This window comes from Rhodococcus sp. 1163, assembly GCF_002091985.1.
Classification (GTDB): Bacteria; Actinomycetota; Actinomycetes; order Mycobacteriales; family Mycobacteriaceae; genus Rhodococcoides.
In genome coordinates, this window is record NZ_MKKX01000017.1 from 428,190 (window position 1) to 452,634 (window position 24,445).

Consider the following 24,445-nt stretch of genomic DNA (forward strand, 5'->3'; position numbering starts at 1 on the left):
GATCGGCCGGACTAGCTGAGCGTCAGGACGACTTTGCCTGCGGCGGTTCGATTTTCGAGAGAAGCAATTGCCTCACCCGCCTTCTCGAGCGGGAACACCGACGGCTCGGGTGCAGTCAGCTTGCCCGAGGCGAGCAATGGTTCGACCTCGGCCCACTGCTGCTTCAGGTAGCCCGGACGCGTCATCCACCATGCGCCCCAGCCCACTCCCACGACGTCGACGTTGTTGAGCAGCAGTCGGTTGACCTTGACCGTCGGGATCTCACCGCCGGTGAACCCGATCACCAGGATCCGACCCGACGGCGCAAGACTGCGAATGCTGTCGGTGAACCGGTCACCGCCGACGGGATCGACGACGATGTCGACGCCTTTGCCTCCGGTGAGTGCCTTCACCGCGTCCTTCCATCCGTCCACGAGCACGACGTCGGTGGCGCCCGCGGCCCGCGCGATCTCGGCCTTCGCTTCCGAGCTGACGACGGCAATAACCCGTGCAGCGCCCAGAACCGGAGCCATCCGCAGCGCGGAGGTACCGATGCCTCCCGCGGCGCCGTGCACGAGAACCGTTTCGCCCTCGGTGAGACGTCCGCGCTCACGTAGCGCGAAATGCACCGTCAGATCGTTGAACAACAGTCCGGCGCCTGCCGTCAACGAGACGGCCTCCGGGAGCGCGAAGACGGTCTCCGGGGCCACGGCGGCGACCGAGGCCATACCGTCGGACAGTCCGGTCAAGGCGGCGACGCGATCACCTGCGGTGAACCCGGATCCCTCGGGTGCCGACCGAACGACGCCCGCTATCTCACTGCCCGGCACGAACGGCAACGAGGGCTTGTACTGGTAGAGCCCGCGAGTCAGCAGAGCGTCCGGGAAGGCGACCCCGGCGGCGTGTACGTCGATCAGCACGGACTTCCCGTCGTCGGCCGGTTCGTCGACGTCGACGATCTCGACCGAATCCGGTCCATCCAGCTTCGTGATGTGCACCGCACGCATGAACTGTCCTCTCGTTGGGAAAAGATCCCTTTTCGATCAGGGCGCGAAGCGCCGTGTGACCCACGGTACAAAACCGGCGTGAGGAGCGCGGACCCGGCCGGGGGAGGCCGGAGCGGAGATGGATCGGCCGAGGTGGTCCAATCGAGGTATGTCCACCCCCCTCACCACTGTTACGCCTTCCGGAACCCCTCGCGGCGGTGTCGTCGTAGTTCAGGAGGCCTTCGGCGTCACCGACCACATCGTCGATATCTGCCAACGATTCGCCGACGCCGGCTGGGTCGCCACCGCGCCCCATCTGTTCCATCGACAACAAACCCAGATCATCGCGTACGACGATATGGACCCGGCCATGGCAGCCATCGGCGCACTGAAGGCAAGCGAGGTCGATTCCGATGTGGACGCCGGATTCTCGGCTTTGGCCGAACTCGGATTCGAGCCACAGCAGACTGCGATCGTCGGATTCTGCATGGGCGGATCGGTCACCTTCCAGACCGCTGTACGACGCGCTGTCGGCGCCGCCGCGACGTTCTATGGCGGCGGGATCTCGAAGGGACGCTTCGGATATCCGGCAATGTTGTCGGTCGCCGATGCGTTGCAGACGCCCTGGCACGGGTTCTTCGGCGACCTGGACAAGGGAATTCCCATCGACGAGGTCGAACAATTGCGCACCGCGGTAGCGACGTCACCAGTGTCGACCGGCATCACCCGATACGCCCAGGGCGAGCATGGATTCAACTGCAACGACCGTCCCGCGGTCTACAATCCCGAGGCCGCAGCCGACGCCTGGACGAAGACACTCGAATGGTTCGACGGCCATGTCGCCCACTGAAACCGAGCAGATCCGGTCCTTCTGGGCGGACCTCGGATTGCCCGGACTTTTCGATGTCCACACCCACTTCATGCCGAAGAACGTCATGGACAAGGTCTGGACGTACTTCGACTCCGCGGGCCCGCTCACCGGAATGGCCTGGCCGATCACATACCGGGAGGACGAGGACACGCGTATCGAGATGATGCGCGAGTTCGGTGTACGGGGGTTCACCTCGATGATCTACCCGCACAAGCCAGGCATGGCGGAGTGGCTGAACTCGTGGGGCACACAGTTCGCGCAGCGGGTGCCCGATTGCGTGCACACCGCAACGTTCTACCCCGAGGAAGGTGCCACGCAGTACGTCGAATCTGCGGTGGCGTCCGGCGCCCGAATTTTCAAGTCACACATACAGGTCGGGAACTACCCGCCGAACGATCCACTGCTCGACGGCGTGTGGGGGATCATCGAGGACGCGGCGATACCCGTTGTGATCCATTGCGGTTCGGGGCCGGCTTCCGGACCACACACCGGTCCGGAATCGATTGCCACGCTACTGCAACGCTTTCCGCGACTTCCGCTGATCATCGCCCACATGGGAATGCCCGAATACCTTCAGTTTCTCGAGATGGCGTTGCAGTATCCGAACGTGCGACTCGATACGACCATGGCGTTCACCGATTTCTCGGAAGCGTCTTGGCCGTTCCCGAAATCCGGACGACCGAAACTGATAGATCTTCAGGGCCGCATACTGTTCGGGAGCGACTTCCCCAACATCCCGTATCCGTATCTGGACGCACTGACCGCGGTGGCTCGCCTCGATCTGGGAGACGAGTGGGTCTCGGACGTGTGCTACCGAAACGGAGCGAGCCTGTTCCTGTAGGGAAAGGCTCAGCTCATTTCGAATGCGCTTATCGCATCGGCTATCCGGCCACCCTGGGCAAACCCCGCTTCGGCGGTGTCGGCTCGCCTGGCCGGATCCGTCGGGTCGGGGCCGATTGCCGCGATAGCGTTTTCGTCGGGTTGCACGAGTTCCACAGCGGATCCGCGCGCGATCAGAAGTGCACGCTCACGCTCGAACTTTCCGTCCGAGGGTTCGACGAGACCGACCTTCAGCACCAGTACACGTGCGAAACCGACTGCCAGATCCACATTTTCATCGGATCGGACCCCGCCGTCGACATAGCGGTGATCGCCGATGGTGACCGGCGGCCACATTCCGGGGATCGCGCAACTCGCGGCCACGGCGTCGACCAGTTGCACTCCCGAGCCTCGATCCAACACTCGATGGCGTCCGGTCACGGCGTCGACAGCAACCACACGAAGATCGCGGTCGGGCCATCGGTGTGAGGGGAGCCGTTGCGCGATGACGGCGCGTCGTTCGGCCTCTGGAACGGTTCGAGCAGCGATCGCAGCGGCACCGACCAGCCGGGCGAACTCCTGCTCGTTCCCCCCTGCCCGCTCGGTTGCCCGAGCGAACAGGTCGAGGACGTCCGTCAAGGAACCGTCCGCCCTCAGCTCGTCTACCTGCAGGGCCGGATCGATCTGCCGCGCGTAGAGATCGCCGAGCGAAGTACCGCTGGTCACCTGAGCTGCCACGGTCGATCCAGCTGACGTGCCGAGGACCATGTCGGACCACCCCGGGGCCGTCACGTCGACACCCGCGCAGGCCATACCGTGCAACAAACCGGTCTGCCAGGCGATGCCGGCAACCCCTCCACCGCCGAGAACCAATGCTGTACGCAACGTGCAACCCTCGTCTTTCGTAGCCTGGGTAGAATCTACCGGCTCACGCGACTCTCGGCGACAGCCAGGCGATCAGGTCGTCGAGGACGCGATCGTGCTCGGGTTCGTTGAAGATCTCGTGGTAGAGCCCGTCGTACACCTCGAGGGTCAGGTCGGTCGATCCGGCGGATTCGGCGATCGAGCGACTGCCCGATATGTCGGCAAGTTTGTCCGCGCTGCCGTGCTGCAGAAGAACCGGGAGCGTGAGGGTATGCAGCCGCGCGGGATAACTCTCCATGGCGCCGACCAATCCGCTGGCCAGCCCGGCTGGAATCTTGCCGTGGTAGACGAGAGGGTCGGCGTTGTACGCGGCCACGACGGCCGGATCACGCGACACCGCCGCCGAGTCGAGTTCCTGAACCGGCAAGCTCGGCGCGATCTTGCCCAGTATCTTGCCGATCGGAATCAGAATTTTCGGAGTGCTGTCACCGAGGACGACCGCGGGGGCGGACAGCATCAGCGCATCGAGCTCGTCTTGGTACTCGAGGGCGTACGACAGGGCGATCGCACCACCCATGCTGTGACCGAGCAGAAAACTCCGAGTACCGGGGTAAGCCGCACCGGCGATTCGAAAGACCTCGTGCAGGTCGTCGACGAAGTCCGACCACTTCTTCAGTTCGAGCCGCTTGCCACCGGATCTTCCGTGCCCACGATGATCGGGCGCATAGACGACGAGACCGAGCGTACCGAGACGTTCGATGACGTGGTGGTAGCGGCCCGCGTGTTCACCGAGCCCATGTGAGAGCACCAGGATCGCCGACGGCTGGAGATCTTCGGGCGTCCAGACGTCGTACACGATCTTGGTTCCATGCACGCCACTGAACGATGCCTCGGTGCGTTTCACGTGTATCTCTCCTTGTCTACGACGCTGAACTTCAGCGATCTGAAAGGCGGTCTTCTTCTCGGAGAAAGACGGCGTCCCCATCCGATCACGAGGTGGTGCCGAATTGCAGGGGATCGGCTGACGTGAGGTTTGCTGACAATTTGCTGTTACCGTTTTATCGTAGGTTGCTCGGAAGTTTTGGTTGATGTAGCGAAAGGGCGTGCTCCACTCTCTATGAATGCTCCTTCCGAGGCGCTGCCCGGTGCGCGGTGGCGAGACCCCAAGCGCTACCTCTGGCCGCTCGGTCTGGTCATTCCGTTGAGCCCGTTTCTGGCCTGGGGACTGGTCACAGTGCTGGGCCCAGGCGCCTTTTGGCTCCTCGGCCTGTTGATCATGGGAATCGTCATCCCACTGATCGACGTCTTCGCCGGGGTCGACCGGACCAACCCACCACTCGAGGCTGCGCGAGCCCTCGAGAACGACAAGTACTACCGCTGGTGCCTGTACCTACTGATACCGCTTCAATACGCGGGTTTGGTTGCCGCATGCTATCTCTGGGCCTACGGGCCACTCGGAGTTCCCGAGCGGTTGGCACTCGCCGTCACCATCGGGATCGTTGGCGGTGTGGGCATCAACGCTGCTCACGAACTCGGACACAAGCGCGAAAACGTCGAACGGTGGTTGTCCAAGGTCACACTCGCACAGGCGTTTTACGGACACTTCTACGTCGAGCACAATCATGGCCACCATGTTCGCGTCGCCACCCCCGAAGACCCTGCGTCGGCGCGTTACGGAGAAAGTTTCTGGAAATTTCTGCCTCGTAGCATAATCGGCGGCCTCACCTCGGCCTGGAGCCTCGAGCAACGTCGTCTGCACCGGGTCGGTTCCGCGAAATGGTCCGCCCACAACGACCTGTTCAATGCCGCCGCGATCTCACTCGTGTTGTTCGCGGTCCTCATCGGGGTCTTCGGCTGGCAGGTTGCGCCGTACCTCCTGATACAGGCAGTAATCGCCATCGTTCTGTTCGAGGCCGCCAACTACCTCGAGCACTACGGCTTGCTGCGGCAGAAGAAGAGCAACGGCAAGTACGAACGAACCGATCACCGGCACAGCTGGAACAGCGACCATCTCTGGAGCAATCTTTTTCTGTACCACCTCCAGCGGCACAGCGATCACCACGCTCACCCGACCCGCCGCTACCAATCCCTTCGGACCGTCGACGAATCCCCCCAGCTCCCAGCCGGTTACGCGGTGATGATCTTCTGCGCATTGATCCCGCCATTGTGGCGAAAAGTGATGGATCAGAGATTGATCGACTTCTACGACGGGGACATGTCCCGGATCAACAGCTGACCCGCTACTCGTCGGTCTGAGCCCGCAGATACCGCCCGAAGTGCGGGACGGTGAACGCGATGGTCCCGCGCTCGGCGGAGTAGATCAGACCCTTCTTGATCAGTCCGTCACGAGCAGGCGACAACGATGCCGGCTTGCGCTTCAACTCCGTCGCCACCGCAGACGTCGGTACCGAGGTGTCGTCGCTGGACAGATCGGCCATAGCTCGCATGTACTCACGCTCGGCAGGGGTGGCGCGCTCGTAGCGAGACCCGAAGAATCCGACGGCAAGTTCCTCCTCGGCCGTCGGGGCTGCAACCCGCACGTCCTCTGCCGTGATCGGACTCTCGGGCGCCAGATCCCATGTCGCCTTGCCGTAGGCCTGAACGAAGTACGGGTATCCATCCGCCGCCTCGTAGAGCGCGTCGAGTGCCTCGGTCGTGAATTCCACGTCCTCGCGATCAGCAGGAGCGATCAACGCGAGATCGGCAGCCTTCCGCTCGAGCCGCCCGATCCGGTGGTAGCTGAACAGTCTTTCGGAGTAGCTCTTCGACGCCGACAACACAGCGGGGAGGTGCGGAAGACCTGCTCCGACGATGATGAGCGGCGCCGCATCTTGACTGAGCTCATGGCAGGCCGCGCACAGCGCCGAGATGTCGGCCGGCCCCAGATCCTGCATTTCGTCGATGAATATCGAGATGCCGACGCCGACGTCACCGGCCAGCACCGACGCGTCGAGCAGCAGTTCCACCAAATCGATCTCGATGTCCCCGGAATCCGCCCGGCCGCTGAGCGCGGGAACATCGATACCGGGCTGCCAACGTTCACGCATCCCCTTGTCGGCGGAGGCACGCAAGGCGAAGGCTTTGAGTACACCGAGGAATTCGTCGACCCTCTCCGGATCGCGATGCGCGGCAGCAATGCCGCGAACAGCCATGTGCAGCGCAGACGAGAGCGGTCGACGCAATTCTTGATCCGGCCTTGCCTCGATCTTGCCGGTTCCCCAACCGCGTGCGACCGCGGCCGAGCGAAGATGATTGAGCAGAACGGTCTTGCCCACGCCGCGCAACCCCGTCAGGACCACACTTCGCTCCGGTTTACCGCGAGTGATCCGCTCGAGCACGACGTCGAACGCGTCGAGTTGCTTCTCGCGGCCTGCAAGTTCGGGTGGGCGCTGGCCTGCGCCCGGAGCGTAGGGATTACGCACGGGGTCCATGGGGTCAAGATAACAACCGTCATAGCAAAGTATCGGCACATCTAGCGCGTGTCCTAGACGCCGGTATGGACGGCTAGCGACCCTCTCGGCTTGTATCGACGAGTCTTCACAATGTCCTAGATTTCGATAGACTCGACTACACGGTTGCACGAGAGCGGAAACTGCGCCTACATTGGACTCTGTGGAACACCTTCTCGTAGTACGCCGCCGTAGCGGGGTCTAATTCGGACCGACCCCTCGCTGCGGGTCGTCGTGCTATCTCGGTCCTCCCTTCGCTTTCGGAGAACCACCGACATGAATACTCTCTCTTCCACCACTTTCTCGAGCGACTGCTTCGCTGCCCGCTATGGCGCACCACTACCGCGCGACCTTCGTGACCAGGCCGCGAACATGAGCTGGGCTGCTTTCTTGCAGCGCTTCGGCGCACGCACCGGGCCCATCAGACTGGGCAGCTGGTCGCCCAGCCCGGCCCTGGTGGACAGACGAGATTCGACGCGACCTTCGGCGTCGGGAACGCGATCCACACGACAACAGCAACGTCTCACGGCCCGATCGATGCCCTGACCTCGATGTTGTACGACGCAGGTTTCCATATCGAAATCCTGAACTTTCACCAGCAGACCGTTTCCGAGAACGGCATACATGCCGCCAAGATCGCCACCTTCGTCCTCTGCGAATTCGACGGCCGCCGCGCGTGGTCCATGGCGATGGACGGGGACGGCACGAGCTCGTCCATCCGAGCCGTCATCGGTGCGGCCAACATGTTGCACGGGTAACTCTCCGACCTTCTACTGCACTCTTGTCGACAGGCTAGATCTCGGTAGAGAGCACTAGGGCATTTCGATGGTCTGCGAACGCGCTATCTCCTCGATCGCCCGCCGGATATAGACCTCACTCGACGTCGAGGCATGCGCACCTTGTCCGTCTGCCGCACGCCGGGTGGGACTGGACAGCTCGGCAATGATCAACAACGCATGACCTGCTCGGGGTCGCGGACGTACAGCCTCGGTGTCCGCGACCCCGAGCGCACCTGTGAGCACTTCTACGAATCCATCGACATCGAGGTCGCCGAACCATTCCGATGCCGAGCGCACTGTCCGCGCCAGCACATCCTGAACATCGTCGCCGATCAGCCCGTCGGGATGCAGTTCTTCGAGCAGCGCTCGGATGATCTCGGCATGCACCAGACCGACCTGCGCCGCGTCCTCGGACTCCACGTCGGCCACGGCGTCGCGATAGGCATCCTCCGAGCGCGCACGAGCGGCAGCAAGCGCCTCCTCGGTGGAGGTCGCGATAGCTCGGGGTGTCGCGGGCCAGTCGTTGGGCCACATCTCGAGGGTTCCTTTTGTTGGGCGAAGAGGTTGGACAATCCTCCCACCTTGCACCGACAATCCATTTACATGTAACCGGTACTTATAGTAATCTTCGACAGAGTGTGACGCCCCAACCGAGACCGAAAAGGACGTACCACCCGATGAGCGAAACCGTGACCCGCACAACCGTGGTCAACGAGGGAATGTCACTGGCGGTCTACGAGACCGGCAATCCGGACGGCGAGACCATCGTTCTCGTCCACGGCTGGCCGGACACCCACGAGATGTGGAGTCACATCGTTCCACGACTCACCGCGCGCTTCCGCATCGTCAGCTACGACGCGCGTGGCGCAGGCGAAAGTACGGTTCCGCGTGAACGCTCGGCCTATCGACTCGCCAATCTGGCCTCGGACTTCTATGCTGTCGTCGACGCAGTCAGCCCGAACGCACCGGTTCACGTCCTTGCGCACGACTGGGGCGCCGTCACCGTGTGGGAAGCAGCCGGCGAACCCCATGCGGAAGACCGAATCCGTTCGTACACTTCCATTTCGGGTCCGAACCTGGATCATCTCGGCAAGTGGTCGCGGTCGCGGCTGGCCACGCCGAGCTGGAATAACGTCAAGCAAGTCCTCGCCCAGACGCGCGCATCCTGGTACACCGTCACCTTCCACATACCCGGCCTCTCCACTTTGCGAATTCGACGCCAGTTCGCCAAGGGTTGGCCTACATTCCTGCAAGAATTCTCCGGCGTCGACCCGTCACTGGTCACCGAGAACCCCACATTGTTCTCCGACGCGACCAACGGGGTGAACCTGTATCGCGCGAACCTCTTACCGCGCCTGATGAAGCCGCGGGATCGATTCATCGCCATCCCGGTGCACTTGATCGTCAACACCGAGGACCTCGCGGTGCGTCCCGATCATTACGAAGACACTGGAAAATGGGTGAAGAACTTGACTCGCAACGATATTCACGCGGGTCATTGGTCACCGATCTCTCATGCTGTCGAGATCGCCGAGCTCACCGAGAAGTACATCGATTCGCGAAAGAGCTAGTTGGTCAACTCCGCGTGCATCTGAAAGACGTTGTAGTCCGACCACGTCGAGATGTTGAAGTACAGGTCGGTGCCGGTGGACCAGGGATGCATGAACCCTCCGTACAGCTCGGGGTAGTCGGCGACGCTGACCATCGGCGCTCCGTCGGACCACGCCCCTTGCGGAGAGTCGGACTCCCGCAGCGTGATAGCCGTTTTCGCGGTGTCGAGGTAGGTCATCTGCCATCTCTGGCGTGCATCGTCGTACCGCACCGACAGTTCCGCTGCCGGGGCCGCCACGATCGTCGAGGCTGCGGTATACCCTCCGACCGGCGTCCAGTTACCCTCGCTCCAATACTGATACGCAGACTTGTTCAGCACCTGGTCCTTCGGGACGCGTGCGACGCCGACGTCGCCGAGCCGGGTGTTCGGCGTGCCGAACATGTATACGTAGTCACCCTGCGGGACCATCGACGTCACCTGAAACTTGCTGACGCCGAAGATGTTGTCCCACTGCGCGTACGGATCCTTCGTCCAGGTGGAGCCGCCGTCGTCCGAGTACGCGATCCCCCCGTAGTTGGTCCACCAGGTTCCCGGGATGCTGTTCCACGTCCTGATGGACATGTAGCTCATGTATTGGCGGTCGCCGAGCGCGAAGCCGGAGGTAGGAATCGTGGTGATCTCGACGTTGTCGAGCTTGCGACTGCTGAGCAGTTCAGCTGCGTGACAACGACTGTCCTGCACCATGCTGTCGTAGGTGACCCCGTCGGACAGATCGGTATCGGTGCTGAAAGCGAGTACATTGCTGCGCCAATCAGGGCCCTGGCCTCCAGGGGGATGGAAGCCTTTGCCGACGCTATCGCCGAACGCCGTCGCTATCTGTCCGGGGGCGCTCTCCCACATCATGCCCAGGTCCGTTCCGTAGACCTGCCAGCGTTTGTCGGTGCGGTTGATCGATCCCGCACCAGTCTGTTTGGCAACACGGGTGACGTTGCCGATCTGCGGCGTGGGAGGTGCCGGAGTTCGGACCGCCGGTTCGACGGGAGGTGACGCCGGATCGGGAGGAGGCGGAAGCTGCACTTCGGGCCCGGGAATCGGGATCGGAATGGTGAACGGCTTGAACTCGAATCCGATCCGGGGAATGTTCAATTCGCTCGAGAGCGTTGTGGGCTCGCGAGTCTCATCGGTCAGCTCCGGGCACGGATCCACGCAGGGGTCCGCCGGCAACGGTTCCGGGTCGATGCGTGTCGGGGCCGTCGTCGGTGCTGGGTATGGCACTGGTGCGAGTTGCGGAAATGGGATCGGAATCGAGAGATCCTCCGGGACCAGTGACCCGGTCTCGTTCGTCAGGTCGGCCGCGCACGCGCCGGGAGGGACGAGAGATTCGGCGGCAGCTGGGACGCTGTCCCCGTACACGATCACCACGGACCCGAGAACAACAGCGGCGCTCACGACGGCCATTCGCTTCGACATACTTCCCCTTCTGCGGATGCACCACCCGTGCCAGCGCATCATGCCAGATTCTCGCGCAATGAGCGCGAAGAGTACTCCTTACGAAAGAGATCACGTGACTGGAGAATTGGCACGACTTCGTCGACGAAGTCGTCGAGACTGTCCGGATACAGCGGTGGCATCAGATTGAAGCCGTCGGCAGCTCCTCGTCGCACCCACTCCGAAATCTCGTCGGCGATCGACTCCGGCGTCCCGATCATCGTGGCGTGCCCTCCACCTGCTGCGAGTGTCCCGAGAAGTTGACGGACAGTCGGGTCATCTTTGGCGACTATCCGCAAAATCGTCTCGTATCGACCGTGCGGCCCGGTGAACTCCTCGATCGGTGGAAGAGCAGGAACCGGTGCGTCGAGCTCCCAATCGATGCAGTCCTGCTCCACGAACATCCCCAGCGTGCGCAACGACTGCTCGACGGGAAGCAGTGCATCGAGCTCGGCCTTCTTCGCACGGGCCTCGCTCATCGTCGACCCCACATACGTCACCAGACCCGGCATGATTCCGACGGTCGAGCTGTCTCGTCCGGCAGCGTCTATGCGGCGCTTGACATCCGAATAATAGGCAGCGCCGGCTTCGGCATCATGGGCAACGGCGTAGATCGCCTCCGCGTAGCGAGCCGCGAGATCACGCCCCGGTCCCGACGCGCCTGCCTGAAACAGCACCGGACGTCCCTGCGGAGACCGGGGGACCGTCAAGGGGCCGTCCACCCGAAAGTGCTTGCCTACATGATCGATGGGGTGCACCTTCGCCGGATCCGCATACATTCCCTCGCGATCCAGTACCAGCGCGTCCTGTTCCCAGCTGTCCCATAGAGAGAGGGCGACCTTCACGAATTCTTCTGCACGCTCGTACCTTTCGGCTCGTGCTGGAATGTCCTCGAATCCATGATTGCGCGCCTCGGCGTCGAACATCGAGGTCACGACGTTCCAACCTGCCCGGCCGCCACTGATGTGATCGAGCGAGGCAAGCAACCGCGCAGCATGAAACGGGGTGTAGAACGTCGTGGATATGGTGGTGACCAGGCCGATATGGGTGGTCGCTCCGGCCATCGACGTCAGCGCCGTGATCGGTTCCAGAAACCAGGTGCCCGCGCCTGCCGGATCACGAACGGAGTGTCCGTCGGCGAAGAACACGGCATCGAACTTGCCCCGCTCGGCGGTCTGCGCGAGTTCTTGGTAGTAGGTGATATCGCCGAGGTCCTCGACCCTCGAATTCGGGTGACGCCACGCTGCACTGTGATGCCCACAGCCGTACAGGAATGCGTTGAGATGCAGCATGTCAGTCCTTGACCAAGCCGCCGTCCACGACCAAATTCTGTCCGGTCACCGACCTCGACCACGGAGACGCGAAGAACAACAGGGCATCTGCGAACTCCTCGGGTGTCACCACTCGCTGCAAAGGCGTCGACGCCGCGATGAGGTCGAATACTTCCTCCGGTGTGGCTGCGCTGGCATCGGTGGTCCGCAGCAAGCCACCCGACACCATGTTCACAGTGATGCCGTCCGCACCGAGATCCGCTGCGAGAGTGCGAGTCAGAGACAACAGCGCAGCCTTCGATGCCGTGTAGTCGTGGTACGGCACCACTGGGTTCTGGAACAGATTGGTGCCCACGTTGATGATTCGGCCGAATCCTGCTGCGCGCATCCCCTTCAGCGCTCGCTGCGTAGTCGTCAGCGCACCACGCACAGTGCCACGGAACTGCGCGTCGAACTCGTCCCACGTGATCGAGTCGGCCTTGCTGCGCGCGTCCCCGTTGAACGAGAAGTCGGCCAACGCGTTGTTGACCACCGTCGTCACGGAGGAACCGAAGTGCGCTTCGGCTTCGGTGAACAATGCGTCCACCTGCTCGGCGTCGGTGATGTCGGCTTGAATGGCAACCCCGCCGATCTCCGACGCCAGCGCCTCCGCCGAGACTCGGCTGCTGCGATAGTTCACCACGACGCGCGCACCTTCTCGCGCGAATGCCCTGGCTACCGCGGTGCCCAGACCTCTGCCCGCTCCGGTGACGAGCACTGTCTGCTCGTCCAACTTCTTCGACTGGATGTTCATGTCAGGCCTTTCGCTCTTCCGGCCCACACCGCGCAGAGCATGCACGTATCCCAAGTGCAGACATCCCTACGCTGGTGTTGACCAGATCAGGTTCGACGGGTGTGTTCTCAGCCGTTAGGCACCCCGTGTCGAAGAGGACTGTACCTCTTGCCGAATATCCGCTCGTCTAGGTTTGATCGTAGAAATACGTATAGATACCGGACAAGTCGGGTTTCAGCACGTCGGCCCATCTCATGACGCCCTGCACCTAACGCAGCACCACCCAGCCGTGGGGTGGAATCCTGGTGGATCCGCCGCCCGCATGTGCTTCGCCGGCCAATATCTCGCCGGCAAACACATCGCCGCCGATGCGGTACGTCACCTCGTCGTCACCGAGGTTCAACGCCACGTGCAACTGCTCGTCACCCGAGTGGACGCGGTACAACATCGCGGTATTGGACAGCTCCACCGTTTCGGTGCGCGCCTCGACGAGCCAGGGATGCCTGCGGCGAAACCCGATCAGTTCCTGATGCAGATGGAACGTCGGCCAACCGTACGGGGCGAGTTCTTCTCTGCTGCTGGGGAATTCCGGCCGTACCTCGTCATCACCGCCGACACGTTCCTCTTTCGCGCCACGGAAGCCCTGTTCGTCGCCGTAGTAGATCATTGGCATACCCCCGACCGTGAACAGAACCACGAGTGCATGCTCGAGATGGCGTTCGTCGGTGATGGTGCTGGCGATGCGAGCCACGTCATGATTGCCGACGAACGTGGCCGGAACGAACGTCTCGAGCCACTCGTTGTGACGTCCGAGCGCGTGCGACAACTCGAAGAAGTTTCTTTCCGAGATTGCACTCCATGACGCTTTCCACAGCTCGTACTGAGTCACCGAATCGAGTGAGCTCGCTTTCACGATGGCTGCATAATCACCGTGGATGACCTCCCCGAGGAAGTAGGCGTCAGGGAACTTCTGCCGAACCTTCGGAATGACCGCCGCCCAGAACCGCGGCGGCACAGCGTATGCCGCGTCGAGACGCCACCCGTCTGCACCCCGTTCGAGCCAGTGCGACATGACATCGACGACATACTGCTCGACCTCGACGCTGTCGTGGTTGAGCGTCACCAGTTCATCGTGGCCCTCGAAATTGCGATGCGTCGGTCTCGCCCCGGACCAGTCCAGGTGGAACCACTCGGACTCCGGTGAATCCGGCCCTGCTTCGAGCGCCTGCACGAACCGCGGAAATGCTTGTGCCACATGGTTGAATACGCCATCGAGCATGACTCGCAGTCCACGTGAATGAGCTTGGTGGATCATGTCGTCGAAGTCCGCTTCGGTCCCGAGCCGTGAATCGATGCGAAGGTGATCGATGGTGTCGTATCCGTGGCTTGCGGAGGCGAAGATGGGGCCGAGGGCGATTCCCGACGCCCCGAGTTCCACGGCGTAGTCGAACCAGTCGACGATGCGGTGCAGTCGATGCTCGTCCTCGAGCGAACCGCCGTCCCAGTCATGGACCGGGGCGCCGACGAATCCCAGAGGATAGATGTGCCACCAGATGGCGTGGTCTACCCAGGCAGGCTGACTGCTCATGCCCGGATCACCGACTCACGGCCGAGTTCGGCAGCACCGGTATGACCCGACAAGCTGGTGACGAGATCGAATTCAGCGAGAATGCAACGTAATACGTGCGCCACACCCTCCTGGCCGCCGAGCGCCAAACCGTACAGGAACGGCCGTCCCAGCAGCACCGCGTCGGCCCCCAACGCGAGCGCCTTCGCCATGTCGGACCCGGTGCGCACGCCGGAATCGAACAGGACCGTCAGCTGATCACCGACGGCGTCGACGATCTCCGGCAGCGCGCTCAACGACGAGCGAGCGCCGTCGATCTGGCGCCCACCGTGATTGGACACCACGATCCCGTCCGCCCCGTGATCGACAGCTGCTTCGGCGTCACCGACCGTGCAGATTCCCTTCAAGACGATCGGTCCGTCCCACTGCTCACGCAGAAACGCCAACTGCGACCAGTTCAAACCAGGGTTGGGGAACATCTGCGCCCAGTGCATAGCTGCAGCCCCAGGATTCGCTTCGACCGATTGATCCAGACCCGCCAGAAATGCCGGGTCGGTCAGATAGTTCTCGATCCCGAGGTTCGCCAGGAACGGCAGGTATCCACGGTCGAGGTCGGCCGGCCTCCAGCCGAGAAGCGTCGTGTCGAGCGTCAGTACAAGCGTCGTGAATCCCGATGCCTTGGCTCGCTCGAGAAAGCTGAGCAGAACGGATTCGTCTGTGGGCCAGTACAACTGATACCACCTGGGGGCGTCGCCACCGGCCTCGGCGATCTGCTCGAACGAATGCGAAGCCTGAGTGGAGTGAATGTAGGGCACCGAAAGCTCGGCGGCCGCCCGCACCGTCGCGAGCTCACCGTCCGGATGCGCGAGAGTCTGCACACCCACCGGCGCTATCAACAGCGGCGCGGGCATCGAGGTGCCCAGCACGGTGACCGCATGATCTCGTTCCGCTGAACTCCGCAACATACGCGGGGCGATCCGCCACTCGTCGAACGCATCGCGGTTGGCGCGGGCCGTGGCGCCGCTACCCGCGCTGGCGACGATGTACCCGAGAGCTTCCGGGCTGAGGGTGGCAGCGGCCTGCTCCTCCAGCCTGGCCAGGTTCGTGGTGATCTGCGGCCTCTGATCGGTGAACATGCCCTGGGCATATATACCGATTTGATGGTCACTGAAGTTCATGGTCACCACCGTAGTGCCGTCGCGGGCGATATGGCAGGACATCACCGAGCGGGCGGTGGAGAGAGCGCGTTGGGAAAGCGCGCACCCTTGTTCGGAACCTCACCCCCGCGATCACGTCCTAGCGAGGGTGTTCGGTTTGCACAAAGGGTGCACGGTTCACACCGCCCAGGGATGTCTGTGCCGTCCTCTACGGTATTTCGGACACCGTACGACAGACTGGATCCGATGCCACCTCGTAGACGCAAGCCCACAACCACCGCGAGAACCATCGGCGCAGGCAAGAGCGCCGCTGCGCGCAAATTCAAGGAGTCGACGGCAGCACAGTCGACGACCAAGAAAGCCCCCGCGAAGAAGGCCGCTACCAAACGGACACCGGCCAAGCGGACCACGACGCGCAAGCGTGCACCCCGTAAGACCGTCTCGCCGGACCTGCGGTTGCCGGACCCTGGTGAGCGGGTGTGGGTCCTCGACGTCCCGTTCGAGGATCGCGCTCTCGCGTCGGCGTCCGGTGCTCGGTGGCATCCGGGTCCGCGGGTGTTCGCGTTCTACGGGACCGAGCTGCCCGACGGTTTGGCGTCGTTCGAGTCGATGCCGTACAGCCTGCAGCGCTGGATCGAGGACGACGCCAACGAGGAGTGGCGGCCCGAGGAGATGCACGAGAGGTCGATGACGCCGCGCGAGACGCAGCTCGAGTCGGTTCGGAGGCATCTCGACGCGTTGGACAACGGGTTCCCGTATTTCGCCCAGATGGACTCGACGGGCCTGGGCAAAACTCTTGCCGTGTGCGAGGCCGTCCGCCAGATGGAGGATCCGAGTATCGGAACAGTGCTGGTGGTCGCCCCCAAAGGTGCTCTTCCCGGTTGGCGGCGCACCATCGCCGACACCGAGGCCGATATTCATCCGTCCGAGCGCAAGCGCTGGCTGCTGGTGACGTATCAGTCGACGAAGAAGCTGCTGACCGTCCCCGAAGATGTAGATCTGGGCAAACGCAAGCGAACGCAGAACAAGAGGACCATCACGCTCGGCGAACTTCGATTCGACATCGACATCGTGGTGGCCGACGAATCGCATGCGTTGATGAATATCGAGTCGCAGCAGTCGCAGATCCTCTGGCGCTACCAGGAGGCTGCTCGCGCCGTCGTCTGGATGTCCGCTACCCCGGGTTATCAACCGATGCATTTCGCGTACATGGCCCGGGCGATCGAGCAGAGTCGCGCGCAGGAGCCGATCATCGGTGACGACGAAGGCCTCGGACACGCCATCACTGCTCAGTGGGCGACGTTCCTCGAGGAGTCGGGCTTCGCACTCAAGGAGGGCAAGGCAACGACCGGGCTGAAGACGTGGCGGTGGGAGCCCGAGGATGCTGCACGACGCGAGCGCGACATCGGCACCATCCATCGGTGGCTGTCCGGTGGCGCTGTCCCGTGGTCGATTTCGCGGCCGTCGCCGCCCACGCCGCGCGAGCCTCTCGGCCAGGAGCTGACGGCTGTGCAGAAGCGGCTCTATCACTCGGCGTGGGTGGATTACCGCAAGGAGGTCGGACTGCCGAACTGGAAGAATGTAGGCGGTAGACGGGTGCTCCAGAAGAACCCGAGTACGCGAGCGGCCGCACTGCGGTTACGCCAAAAGTGCTCGTACTTACGCATTCCCGCGTCCGCCGATCAGGTCCGCGCGTGGGTGCGAGACGGCAATCAGGTGTTCGTGTCGATGTTCTATCGCGAATCCGTCGCCGAGTTGTCGCAGTCCCTCCGGGACGAGGGTCTCGATGTCGCGGTGGTCGACGGCAGTATGAGCAGCGCAGCCCAGGAAGTCGAGATCCGCCGATTCCAAACCGGCGCTGCACGAGTCATCGTGTCTACGACGACCAGTGCGATCAACCTGCATTCCAACGAGTTGCTGCTGCCCGAGAAGACGGTGTCGACGGCCGCTCCTCGCATCACTCTCATCCACGACCCTCGGTGGACACCCATCGAGATCCGGCAGATCGAGGGGCGCGCGAATCGCATCGACAAGGACCACAACCACACCACTTCGACCTGCTATTACGGATATGCCGAGGGCACGGTAGAGGAGGACATGGTCCTGACCGGCGTCGAACGCATTGCCGATCTGGGTTCGATCGTCGGTCAAGCGGATCTGATCGACCCGGAGGCGTTCTTGGCGGCACGAGCCGACCCCGATCAGCCGGGAGCGTTGTTCGAGGTCGGCAGGGATGCCATTTGATTCCGGACTGCAGTCTTGTCAGCGTACGAAGGGCATGACCTGCCGTACTTTCGGATCCCGGAGATACAGTGCACCCCACACCACGATTCCGACGTACACCGCAAACAGCACGGTGCTGAACAGCGGCTTGTCGACGCGCCAGTTGGTGAGGACTGCGCCACCGAGGTAACCGGTAAGCAGCACGGCACCGAGAAATGCGGTGCGCGGCACCAAGTACAGGGCAAGCGATACGAGTAGAACGATGCCGACGACGGGCATCATCTCCTCTCGAAGGCCGAGATCCACGGTCGCGTCCTTCACCGCCTGCACGTTCATCAGCTTGGTGACTCCGTCGAAAATCAGGAAGATCGCAATCAACGCGGTGAGCACCCAGCCGACGCGAGCAGCGACGGGTGAGTTGGTGTGCGGTGCGGTGGTTGTGGTGGTGGTCATTGCATTCTCCGATGTTCGGGCCGGGAATTCGGTACTTGCTTGTATCGACACCTCGGCACGCGAAATCTCATCGCATTGGCTGGTTACGAACATACGTTCGATTGCCGTGCTATTCTCATCGAGCCGTCCGGGAAATCAGCACTCGCGGACGGTCCAAAACCATTCGGCAAGCGGGGCCTTCATGGCGATATCAGATGGACCCGATACTTCAGGAACGCTCCATCGATCGGGCGATCGATGGTCCGAGAACGCACCTTTGCGGTGCGCGCGCGGTCATGCCCTCGGCCCGCGAACCGTGCTGGTCGGGTCGAGGGCATGCTCCTGCGGCCGCGGTCACCACCGCACTCATGCCTGCCGAGTCTGCGGCGACATCACCTTCACGCCACCACTCGGAGATCGCTGCGGCGATGCAAGTTTCGATTCACGGGCAGGAAGGCAAGACCCCAGCGCGGGGGCTTGACGCGTCGATCCGGACATTGGTGGACAATCGAGCTATGCAGAACAGCGATTCGGGCGCAGCTTCCTTGGATACGACCGCTGCGCAGGTAGCTCAACTGCGGAACGACTTCACGCGGTTCATGATGGGGTACAAGTTCGGCACCGACGAACTGATGACCAAGATCAATATCCTCAAAGAGGAATTCACGCACATACATCGGTATTCGCCGATCGAACATGTGACATCTCGACTCAAGACGCCGGAGAGCCTGCTCGAGAAGGCGCGACGCAAGAATTGCCCGCTCACCTTCGAAGACATTCGCAAGAACATCTTCGACATCGCCGGCATCAGAATCACCTGCAGCTTCATCTCCGACACCTACCGAGTCGCCGACATGCTGACCAGTCAGAGCGACGTCGAGGTCATCGAGATCAAGGACTACATCGCCAATCCGAAACCCAACGGCTACAAGAGTCTTCACGTGATCGTCGAGATACCAGTCTTCATGACGGACCGAGTCCAGCCCGTTCTCGTCGAGCTCCAGATCCGCACCATCGCGATGGACTTCTGGGCAAGCCTGGAACACAAGATCTTCTACAAGTACCGAGGCGCTATCCCCGTCACGCTGCTCGACGAGCTCACCGATGCTGCCGAAAGTGCGAACAGACTCGACGTGAAAATGGAACATCTGCACGACGAGATCGGCGAAATCAAGAGCAGCAATCTCGATGCCCCGGACAGTATTCAGCTCAGCTCGATGCCGTCGCTGTCGTTGCCTCGGGAACTGCTCGCGTCACTTCTCGAACACGGAAGTATGGGCCGGCTCTAGGCTCCTGCGGCAGAAAGCGCGTCGAACTCGTCGTCGGTGAGTTCTATGCTTGCACCCGCGAGGTTGTCTTCCAGGTGCTCCACGCTCGAGGTTCCCGGGATCGGCAACACGACCGGCGAACGCTTCAGCAGCCAAGCCAGTGCAAGTTGCGACGGCGACGCGTTGTGCTGCTTTGCGAGCGTGGACAACGGACTGCCCTCACCGCTGAGCTTGCCCGTTGCCAGGGGGAACCACGGGATGAAGCCGACGCCGTTGGCTGTGGACCAGTCCAAGAGCTCTTCCGAAGATCGGTCGGAGAGGTTGTAGAGGTTCTGAACGGACACGATCGGCGCGATCTTCTGCGCGGCCTCCGCCTCGGCTACCGAAACCTGACTCAACCCGATGTGGCGGATCTTTCCCTCGTCCTGCAGCTTCTTCAGCTCACCGACCTGGTCCTCCAACGCCACCTCGGGGTCGATTCGGTGGAGCTGGAACAAATCGATTCGGTCCAACCCGAGACGTCGAAGACTCAATTCTGCCTGCTGGCGCAGGTAGGCGGGGCGTCCCACAGGCGTCCAGATACCGGGTCCCTGACGGGTCAGTCCGGCTTTGGTGGCGATGACGACGTCGTCACGGTAGGGATGTAGGGCCTCGCGCAGTAGGTCCTCGGCAACCTCGGGTCCATAGCTGTCGGCGGTGTCGAAGAAGTTCACGCCCAGCTCTACGGCCCGCTGGAGAACGCGAATGGCGGCGGCTCGGTCCTTCGGCTCTCCCCAGACGCCTTCGCCCGGCAGCTGCATCGTGCCGTATCCGAGGCGGTTGATCTCGAGGTCGCCACCGAGACGGAACGTCCCGGAAGCGGCGGCGGGCGTGGCACTGTCCGAAGTAGTCATGCAGGTTCTGACGCTGCGCAGGCTCCGACTATTCCGTCTCGGCCAATCTATGGAGATCTATCGTTTATTCAATACTAGGATAGAGAGGGCTACAGTCGCTCGATCAGCTTCATGGCGTCGAACGGTGCAAAACCCTTCGCATCGTTGTCGAAGTACACGTGCACGTCGAGGCCCTGCTCAGCCCACGCGGCTATCTTTGCGGCCCAACCGTCGAGCGCCTCCTCGGTGTAGCCGCTCGCGTAGAGCTCGTCGGCGCCATGCAGCCGTACGTACATCAATTCAGCCGTCGGCGTCTCGACGTACGGGTATTTACCTGCACTGTCTGCAACGACGAAGGCAATACCGTTCTCCCTCAACAGCGAGACAGCTTCTTCCACCTGAAAGCTCGGGTGCCGAACTTCGAGTGCATGCCGCAGCGTGCGGTCTCCGTCGACGTCGAGATTCACTCGATCCTCGGGCAGCTTGTCGTCCCGTTGCTCGGCGAGTTCGATTGCTGCCGTTGTCGTTCGAGGAAGAACATCGAAGAATGCAGCGAGCTTGTCCGCGTCGAACCGAAAATTGGGCGGCAGCTGCCACAGAATCGGACCGAGCTTGGCGCCCAAGCTCAACACCCCGGTAGCGAAGAAGTTCGCCAGCGCCACTTCGGCACCGACGAGACGCTTGACGTGGGTAATGTAGCGGCCGCCCTTGATGGCGAATACGAAATCTTCCGGCGTCTCCTCGCGCCACTTCACGAAACTCGACGGCTTCTGCATTGCGTAAAAAGTGCCGTTGATCTCTATCGAGGACAGGTGCGTCGACGCATATCCGAGCTCGGCGCGGTGCGGCAGGCCGGGTGGATAGAAGTCGCCTCGCCAGGGCGCATACGTCCGGCCGGAGATCCCGATTCGAACCTCTGGCTCTCGCGTGCGGCGTGACATAGGAGGAGTATGCACTTCGCTGCATTACACGGGAAGCGCGGACTTTCCGGTCTCCCGGATTGTCAGCACGGTGGCCACGCCGATCGCACAGACGCCCATCACCCAATAGGCCGGGGACATACTGTTGCCGGTCGACTCCACCAACTGAGCCGCCACGTACGGCGCAGTGCCGCCGGCGGCGATGGTGCCGATGTTGAATCCAAGAGACACCCCGGTGTATCGAACCGATCGAGGAAAGAGTTCGGTGAACAATGGGAAGGCCGGAACCTGAACGACACCGTTGAGCACCATGTACACGAAGTAAACGCATCCGACGACGAAGATGCTTGCCGTCGCACCCAGAATCATGAACGCGGGCAACGCAATCACGATGTATCCCAGATAACCGGCCAGTAGCACCGGTTTTCTGCCGTAGCGGTCGGTGAGCATGCCACTGAGAGGGAATGTGGCGCACGCCAGCGCAATACTGATCGCCGACGTCCAATACACGGCATCCTTCGAGAACCCGAGATCATTGATCAGATAGACACTGAAGTATGTGAGCCCGATGTATCCGGAGCCGTTCATGGCGATCGCGATGCCGACCACTCGCAACACCGACTTCGGATTCTTCTTCACCACGTCGGACAGCGGGCTCTTGGCAACCTGATTCTTCTCTGCCATCTCTTCGAACTCAGGGGTGTCCTCGAGCTTCAACCGGACTCGGAGACAGACGAATGCGAGTGGCAATGCCAGCAGGAACGGAATTCTCCAACCCCATGAGGACATCTGCTCGTCGGTGGTGCCCAGTGCCACCAGACCGACCACTGCGGCCGCGACGGCGAAGCCCAGGGTCGACCCGACGGGCGTGAAAGAGCCGAAGAATCCACGACGGTTCGGCGGTGCGGACTCTGCGATATATGTTGCTGCCCCGCCGATTTCACCTCCCGCCGAGAAGCCCTGCGCAAGGCGGACGAAGACGAGGAGAATCGGGGCAAGCACGCCAACCGACGAATGTGTCGGTAGAAGACCTAGAACACCACATGCAATTCCCATGCACACGACGGTGATGACCAGTGCGGACCTACGACCGCGCCGGTCACCGAGACGCCCGAAAAAGATCCCACCCAGCGGACGGGCCACATAGGCAACTCCGAAGACGGCGAGGGTTGCCAGAATCGAAACCCCGGGACTCGTCGACGGAAAGAACAGGGGCGCGATGACGACCGCCAAAAACCCGTAGACAGCAAAGTCGTAGTACTCGATGAGCGTTCCGACGCCACCCGCGATTGCGGCCCGGCGCGCGGTAGTCGTCGGCGCCGGCGAAGAGCCACCCGTGCCAGAGCGAGCGGGGGAATGTTCCACGTTCGTCATTGTGCCTGTCCTTGTGCTGTGAGGGAGCGTGAGTGTTCTTCGAGCAGAAGTTCGTACGACCCGCCTGCTTCGATGACCTGGACGGTTCGGGCGTTGGGGCGAGTACCCACGAGTTCGAGGCCGCCGACGGTCCGCAGCGTCGCCGCACGCCAATCCAGCGTCACTGCATCCCCCGTCGTGATTGCGGTGGATATGCCGGGCACAGTGATGAGCGGCATCCCGTTGAACGTCTCGCCTCGCCAGAATCCGGGCGAGAAGGACTCGGCGACTATTGCGGCGATCCCGCAGTTTCTGAGCGCGACCATCGGTGGATAGTGCGGGTGCCCGTATCCGAAGTTGCGACCGCCGACGATGATGTCGCCCCGTCCGACCCTGTCGACGAAACTATTGTCGTAAGCCGTCATGCAGACCGCGCGAAGGTGCACGGGATCATAGGATTTGATGTTGGATACTCCGACGACGAGGTCGATGTCGAAATCGTCGCCGAACACCCAGGCGACCTTGCCGGTGATCACGTCGGGAGGTGGTGGGTAAGCGCTCATCGACCGACCTCCACCGTCTGCGCAGACTCCGTGATGGCACCGGCCAATGCGCTGGCGGCCACCGTGAAGGGCGACCCCATGTAGATGTTCGCATCCGAGCTTCCCATCCGACCCGAGATATTCAAGACGCCGGTAGAAATACAGTTCTCACCGGCTTGGAGTGGTTTCTGATATCCGAAGCAGAAGTCGCAACTCGACACCGCGATCGTGGCTCCGGCGGCACGCAGTACGTCGAGGATGCCTTCACGTTCTGCCTGCTCGTGCACCTTCTGTGACGTCGGCACCACGTTGAGATCGACGCCCGGCGCCACTCGACGCCCGTCGAGGACCAGCGCTGCCGCGCGGAGATCCTCGATTCGGCCGCTGGCGCACGAGCCGATGAAAGCCTTGGTTATCGGTGTACCGGCCAGTTCCCTCGCGGTCTTGGTATTGGCTGCCCGAGCCGAACCTGGCTGCACAACCTGGGGGACGACGTCGGCAAGATCGATCGTGTACCGCGCTGCGTAGGTCGCGTCGGCATCGGGATAGACCGGCTCGAATTCTCGCCGCGCAACATCTTTCGCGTAAGACAACGAGATCTCGTCGGGTTCGAACACCGCGGACACGGCCCCGGTGAACATCGCCATACCGCACAGCCCCTGACGATGATCGATCTTCATCGTCTTCGCACCAGTGCCGCCGAATTCCATGACCTGATGGGCGCAGCCGTCGGCACCGACGAGATCGATGATGGTGTGCACCAGATCTCGACTGTCGACGCCAGGGGCGAAATCGCCGATCAGGTCGAACCTGGTGGTTGCGGGTATGTCGACGAACAGTTGGCCCGTCACCCAGGCTTCGATGAGGTCGCGGCGAATTCCCCAACCGAGCGCACCGAAGGCGCCGATCCCACTGATGTGGCCGTCGAAGTGCACGAGAAAGTCGCCGGGAATTGCGAGACCGAGCTCTGCGGTCAGCTGGTGACCGATTCCGCGGCCTTCGTGGAGTTCGATTCCGTAGAACTCACACCAATCACGAGTGACCTTGTGAACTTCGGCTTCCTTGTCGTCGTTCCTGGTCAGCATGTGGTCGATGAAGACGACGTAGCGGCTCGGATCCGACAGCTCGGTGATTCCGAAGTCCTCCCGCATCTGGCGGAACATCACGTCGGTGTAGCCGGGGAAGTCGTAGGCGATCATGCGCGCCGGACGCACGGCATGATTTTCCCCTGCGCGGACCATCGGACTGTCGCAGGTCCGTGCCAGTATCTTTTCCGTCATC

Annotated in this window: 23 protein-coding genes and 1 riboswitch; of the genes, 7 read left to right on the plus strand and 16 right to left on the minus strand. The window is 62.2% G+C overall.

The annotated features are described in order from the left end of the window. Nucleotides 1–11 precede the first annotated feature (11 nt). Complete coding sequence (locus BJD99_RS05540) at nt 12–986, minus strand: NADPH:quinone oxidoreductase family protein (protein ID WP_084345764.1); 975 nt, start codon at nt 984–986, stop codon at nt 12–14. Between the two features lie 148 nt (nt 987–1,134). On the opposite strand from BJD99_RS05540, the gene BJD99_RS05545 reads away from it, so the two are divergent. Together BJD99_RS05545 and BJD99_RS05550 are read left to right on the plus strand one after the other, a co-directional pair. After that, nucleotides 1,135–1,815 (plus strand): dienelactone hydrolase family protein, encoded by a 681-nt coding sequence (locus BJD99_RS05545; protein WP_084345765.1) that lies wholly within the window; start codon nt 1,135–1,137, stop codon nt 1,813–1,815. Next, nucleotides 1,802–2,677, plus strand: coding sequence for an amidohydrolase family protein (locus tag BJD99_RS05550; protein ID WP_179142192.1), 876 nt, complete (start codon nt 1,802–1,804; stop codon nt 2,675–2,677). Before BJD99_RS05545 ends, BJD99_RS05550 begins: the two co-directional genes overlap by 14 nt. Before the next feature lie 8 nt (nt 2,678–2,685). Here BJD99_RS05550 and BJD99_RS05555 read toward each other — a convergent pair whose 3' ends face one another. Next, nucleotides 2,686–3,540, minus strand: a complete 855-nt coding sequence (locus BJD99_RS05555) for a patatin-like phospholipase family protein (RefSeq protein WP_084345767.1) — start codon at nt 3,538–3,540, stop codon at nt 2,686–2,688. A gap of 43 nt (nt 3,541–3,583) precedes the next feature. After that, nucleotides 3,584–4,423: an alpha/beta hydrolase gene (locus BJD99_RS05560; protein ID WP_084345932.1), complete on the minus strand. Its 840-nt coding sequence runs from the start codon at nt 4,421–4,423 to the stop codon at nt 3,584–3,586. 213 nt (nt 4,424–4,636) lie between these two features. On the opposite strand from BJD99_RS05560, the gene BJD99_RS05565 reads away from it, so the two are divergent. Then, entirely contained in the window at nt 4,637–5,755 is a 1,119-nt protein-coding gene (locus BJD99_RS05565) for an alkane 1-monooxygenase (RefSeq protein ID WP_084345768.1), read from the plus strand. A 4-nt stretch (nt 5,756–5,759) separates the two neighbouring features. Here BJD99_RS05565 and BJD99_RS05570 read toward each other — a convergent pair whose 3' ends face one another. Then, nucleotides 5,760–6,950, minus strand: a complete 1,191-nt coding sequence (locus BJD99_RS05570) for an ATP-binding protein (protein ID WP_084345769.1) — start codon at nt 6,948–6,950, stop codon at nt 5,760–5,762. A gap of 560 nt (nt 6,951–7,510) precedes the next feature. Between BJD99_RS05570 and BJD99_RS21235 the strand changes: the two genes are divergently transcribed. Continuing rightward, a complete protein-coding gene (locus tag BJD99_RS21235; RefSeq protein WP_373270518.1) occupies nt 7,511–7,726 on the plus strand; it encodes an alpha-isopropylmalate synthase regulatory domain-containing protein in 216 nt (71 codons plus the stop codon). Between the two features lie 54 nt (nt 7,727–7,780). Here the strand turns inward: BJD99_RS21235 and BJD99_RS05580 are convergent, their stop codons facing one another. Then, nucleotides 7,781–8,281 (minus strand): hypothetical protein, encoded by a 501-nt coding sequence (locus tag BJD99_RS05580; RefSeq protein ID WP_084345770.1) that lies wholly within the window; start codon nt 8,279–8,281, stop codon nt 7,781–7,783. Between the two features lie 143 nt (nt 8,282–8,424). On the opposite strand from BJD99_RS05580, the gene BJD99_RS05585 reads away from it, so the two are divergent. Then, nucleotides 8,425–9,318, plus strand: coding sequence for an alpha/beta fold hydrolase (locus BJD99_RS05585; RefSeq protein ID WP_084345771.1), 894 nt, complete (start codon nt 8,425–8,427; stop codon nt 9,316–9,318). Here the strand turns inward: BJD99_RS05585 and BJD99_RS05590 are convergent. The 5 genes from BJD99_RS05590 to BJD99_RS05610 all read right to left on the minus strand — a co-directional run bounded on the left by BJD99_RS05590 (nt 9,315) and on the right by BJD99_RS05610 (nt 15,575). Then, nucleotides 9,315–10,769, minus strand: a complete 1,455-nt coding sequence (locus tag BJD99_RS05590) for a DUF4185 domain-containing protein (protein WP_084345772.1) — start codon at nt 10,767–10,769, stop codon at nt 9,315–9,317. The genes BJD99_RS05585 and BJD99_RS05590 overlap by 4 nt on opposite strands. 38 nt (nt 10,770–10,807) lie before the next feature. Continuing rightward, nucleotides 10,808–12,079, minus strand: a complete 1,272-nt coding sequence (locus tag BJD99_RS05595) for an LLM class flavin-dependent oxidoreductase (protein WP_084345773.1) — start codon at nt 12,077–12,079, stop codon at nt 10,808–10,810. Nucleotide 12,080: 1 nt separating this feature from the next. Then, nucleotides 12,081–12,851 carry a 3-oxoacyl-ACP reductase gene (locus BJD99_RS05600; RefSeq protein WP_084345933.1) on the minus strand — a complete coding sequence of 257 codons (771 nt, stop codon included), beginning with the start codon at nt 12,849–12,851 and terminating at the stop codon, nt 12,081–12,083. Between the two features lie 46 nt (nt 12,852–12,897). After that, nucleotides 12,898–12,987: riboswitch (TPP riboswitch) on the minus strand. A gap of 111 nt (nt 12,988–13,098) precedes the next feature. Continuing rightward, entirely contained in the window at nt 13,099–14,418 is a 1,320-nt protein-coding gene (locus BJD99_RS05605; RefSeq protein WP_084345774.1) for an alpha-amylase family glycosyl hydrolase, read from the minus strand. Then, the gene (locus BJD99_RS05610; RefSeq protein WP_084345934.1) at nt 14,415–15,575 is read right to left on the minus strand and encodes an alpha-hydroxy-acid oxidizing protein; all 1,161 of its coding nucleotides are present in this window, start codon (nt 15,573–15,575) and stop codon (nt 14,415–14,417) included. The genes BJD99_RS05605 and BJD99_RS05610 overlap by 4 nt, the downstream gene beginning before the upstream one ends. 225 nt (nt 15,576–15,800) lie before the next feature. On the opposite strand from BJD99_RS05610, the gene BJD99_RS05615 reads away from it, so the two are divergent. After that, nucleotides 15,801–17,798 (plus strand): DEAD/DEAH box helicase, encoded by a 1,998-nt coding sequence (locus tag BJD99_RS05615; protein ID WP_084345775.1) that lies wholly within the window; start codon nt 15,801–15,803, stop codon nt 17,796–17,798. A gap of 18 nt (nt 17,799–17,816) precedes the next feature. On the opposite strand, the gene BJD99_RS05620 is transcribed toward BJD99_RS05615, so the two are convergent. Beyond that, complete coding sequence (locus BJD99_RS05620; protein ID WP_084345935.1) at nt 17,817–18,230, minus strand: DoxX family protein; 414 nt, start codon at nt 18,228–18,230, stop codon at nt 17,817–17,819. A gap of 494 nt (nt 18,231–18,724) precedes the next feature. On the opposite strand from BJD99_RS05620, the gene BJD99_RS05625 reads away from it, so the two are divergent. Beyond that, complete coding sequence (locus BJD99_RS05625) at nt 18,725–19,498, plus strand: GTP pyrophosphokinase family protein (protein WP_084345936.1); 774 nt, start codon at nt 18,725–18,727, stop codon at nt 19,496–19,498. Here the strand turns inward: BJD99_RS05625 and BJD99_RS05630 are convergent. The 5 genes from BJD99_RS05630 to BJD99_RS05650 all read right to left on the minus strand — a co-directional run bounded on the left by BJD99_RS05630 (nt 19,495) and on the right by BJD99_RS05650 (nt 24,444). Further along, nucleotides 19,495–20,370: an aldo/keto reductase gene (locus BJD99_RS05630; protein ID WP_084345776.1), complete on the minus strand. Its 876-nt coding sequence runs from the start codon at nt 20,368–20,370 to the stop codon at nt 19,495–19,497. The two genes, BJD99_RS05625 and BJD99_RS05630, sit on opposite strands and share 4 nt — an antisense overlap. 89 nt (nt 20,371–20,459) lie before the next feature. Then, nucleotides 20,460–21,290: a DUF72 domain-containing protein gene (locus BJD99_RS05635; RefSeq protein WP_084345777.1), complete on the minus strand. Its 831-nt coding sequence runs from the start codon at nt 21,288–21,290 to the stop codon at nt 20,460–20,462. Nucleotides 21,291–21,314: 24 nt separating this feature from the next. Then, complete coding sequence (locus BJD99_RS05640) at nt 21,315–22,643, minus strand: MFS transporter (RefSeq protein ID WP_084345778.1); 1,329 nt, start codon at nt 22,641–22,643, stop codon at nt 21,315–21,317. Further along, nucleotides 22,640–23,185: a 3-isopropylmalate dehydratase gene (locus BJD99_RS05645; RefSeq protein ID WP_084345779.1), complete on the minus strand. Its 546-nt coding sequence runs from the start codon at nt 23,183–23,185 to the stop codon at nt 22,640–22,642. The genes BJD99_RS05640 and BJD99_RS05645 overlap by 4 nt, the downstream gene beginning before the upstream one ends. After that, nucleotides 23,182–24,444, minus strand: a complete 1,263-nt coding sequence (locus tag BJD99_RS05650; RefSeq protein ID WP_084345937.1) for an aconitase family protein — start codon at nt 24,442–24,444, stop codon at nt 23,182–23,184. The genes BJD99_RS05645 and BJD99_RS05650 overlap by 4 nt, the downstream gene beginning before the upstream one ends. Between the last annotated feature and the right edge of the window lies 1 nt (nt 24,445).

Coding starts and splice junctions, on each gene's coding strand:
- BJD99_RS05615 (WP_084345775.1), top strand. CDS start 15,801: ATGCCACCTCGTAGACGCAAGCCCACAACCACCGCGAGAACCATCGGC.
- BJD99_RS05610 (WP_084345934.1), bottom strand. CDS start 15,575: ATGAACTTCAGTGACCATCAAATCGGTATATATGCCCAGGGCATGTTC.
- BJD99_RS05625 (WP_084345936.1), top strand. CDS start 18,725: ATGCAGAACAGCGATTCGGGCGCAGCTTCCTTGGATACGACCGCTGCG.
- BJD99_RS05630 (WP_084345776.1), bottom strand. CDS start 20,370: ATGACTACTTCGGACAGTGCCACGCCCGCCGCCGCTTCCGGGACGTTC.
- BJD99_RS05545 (WP_084345765.1), top strand. CDS start 1,135: ATGTCCACCCCCCTCACCACTGTTACGCCTTCCGGAACCCCTCGCGGC.
- BJD99_RS05650 (WP_084345937.1), bottom strand. CDS start 24,444: ATGACGGAAAAGATACTGGCACGGACCTGCGACAGTCCGATGGTCCGC.
- BJD99_RS05550 (WP_179142192.1), top strand. CDS start 1,802: ATGTCGCCCACTGAAACCGAGCAGATCCGGTCCTTCTGGGCGGACCTC.
- BJD99_RS05540 (WP_084345764.1), bottom strand. CDS start 986: ATGCGTGCGGTGCACATCACGAAGCTGGATGGACCGGATTCGGTCGAG.
- BJD99_RS05590 (WP_084345772.1), bottom strand. CDS start 10,769: ATGTCGAAGCGAATGGCCGTCGTGAGCGCCGCTGTTGTTCTCGGGTCC.
- BJD99_RS05585 (WP_084345771.1), top strand. CDS start 8,425: ATGAGCGAAACCGTGACCCGCACAACCGTGGTCAACGAGGGAATGTCA.
- BJD99_RS05565 (WP_084345768.1), top strand. CDS start 4,637: ATGAATGCTCCTTCCGAGGCGCTGCCCGGTGCGCGGTGGCGAGACCCC.
- BJD99_RS05605 (WP_084345774.1), bottom strand. CDS start 14,418: ATGAGCAGTCAGCCTGCCTGGGTAGACCACGCCATCTGGTGGCACATC.
- BJD99_RS05570 (WP_084345769.1), bottom strand. CDS start 6,950: ATGGACCCCGTGCGTAATCCCTACGCTCCGGGCGCAGGCCAGCGCCCA.
- BJD99_RS05645 (WP_084345779.1), bottom strand. CDS start 23,185: ATGAGCGCTTACCCACCACCTCCCGACGTGATCACCGGCAAGGTCGCC.
- BJD99_RS05600 (WP_084345933.1), bottom strand. CDS start 12,851: ATGAACATCCAGTCGAAGAAGTTGGACGAGCAGACAGTGCTCGTCACC.
- BJD99_RS05595 (WP_084345773.1), bottom strand. CDS start 12,079: ATGCTGCATCTCAACGCATTCCTGTACGGCTGTGGGCATCACAGTGCA.
- BJD99_RS05620 (WP_084345935.1), bottom strand. CDS start 18,230: ATGACCACCACCACAACCACCGCACCGCACACCAACTCACCCGTCGCT.
- BJD99_RS05580 (WP_084345770.1), bottom strand. CDS start 8,281: ATGTGGCCCAACGACTGGCCCGCGACACCCCGAGCTATCGCGACCTCC.
- BJD99_RS05640 (WP_084345778.1), bottom strand. CDS start 22,643: ATGACGAACGTGGAACATTCCCCCGCTCGCTCTGGCACGGGTGGCTCT.
- BJD99_RS05635 (WP_084345777.1), bottom strand. CDS start 21,290: ATGTCACGCCGCACGCGAGAGCCAGAGGTTCGAATCGGGATCTCCGGC.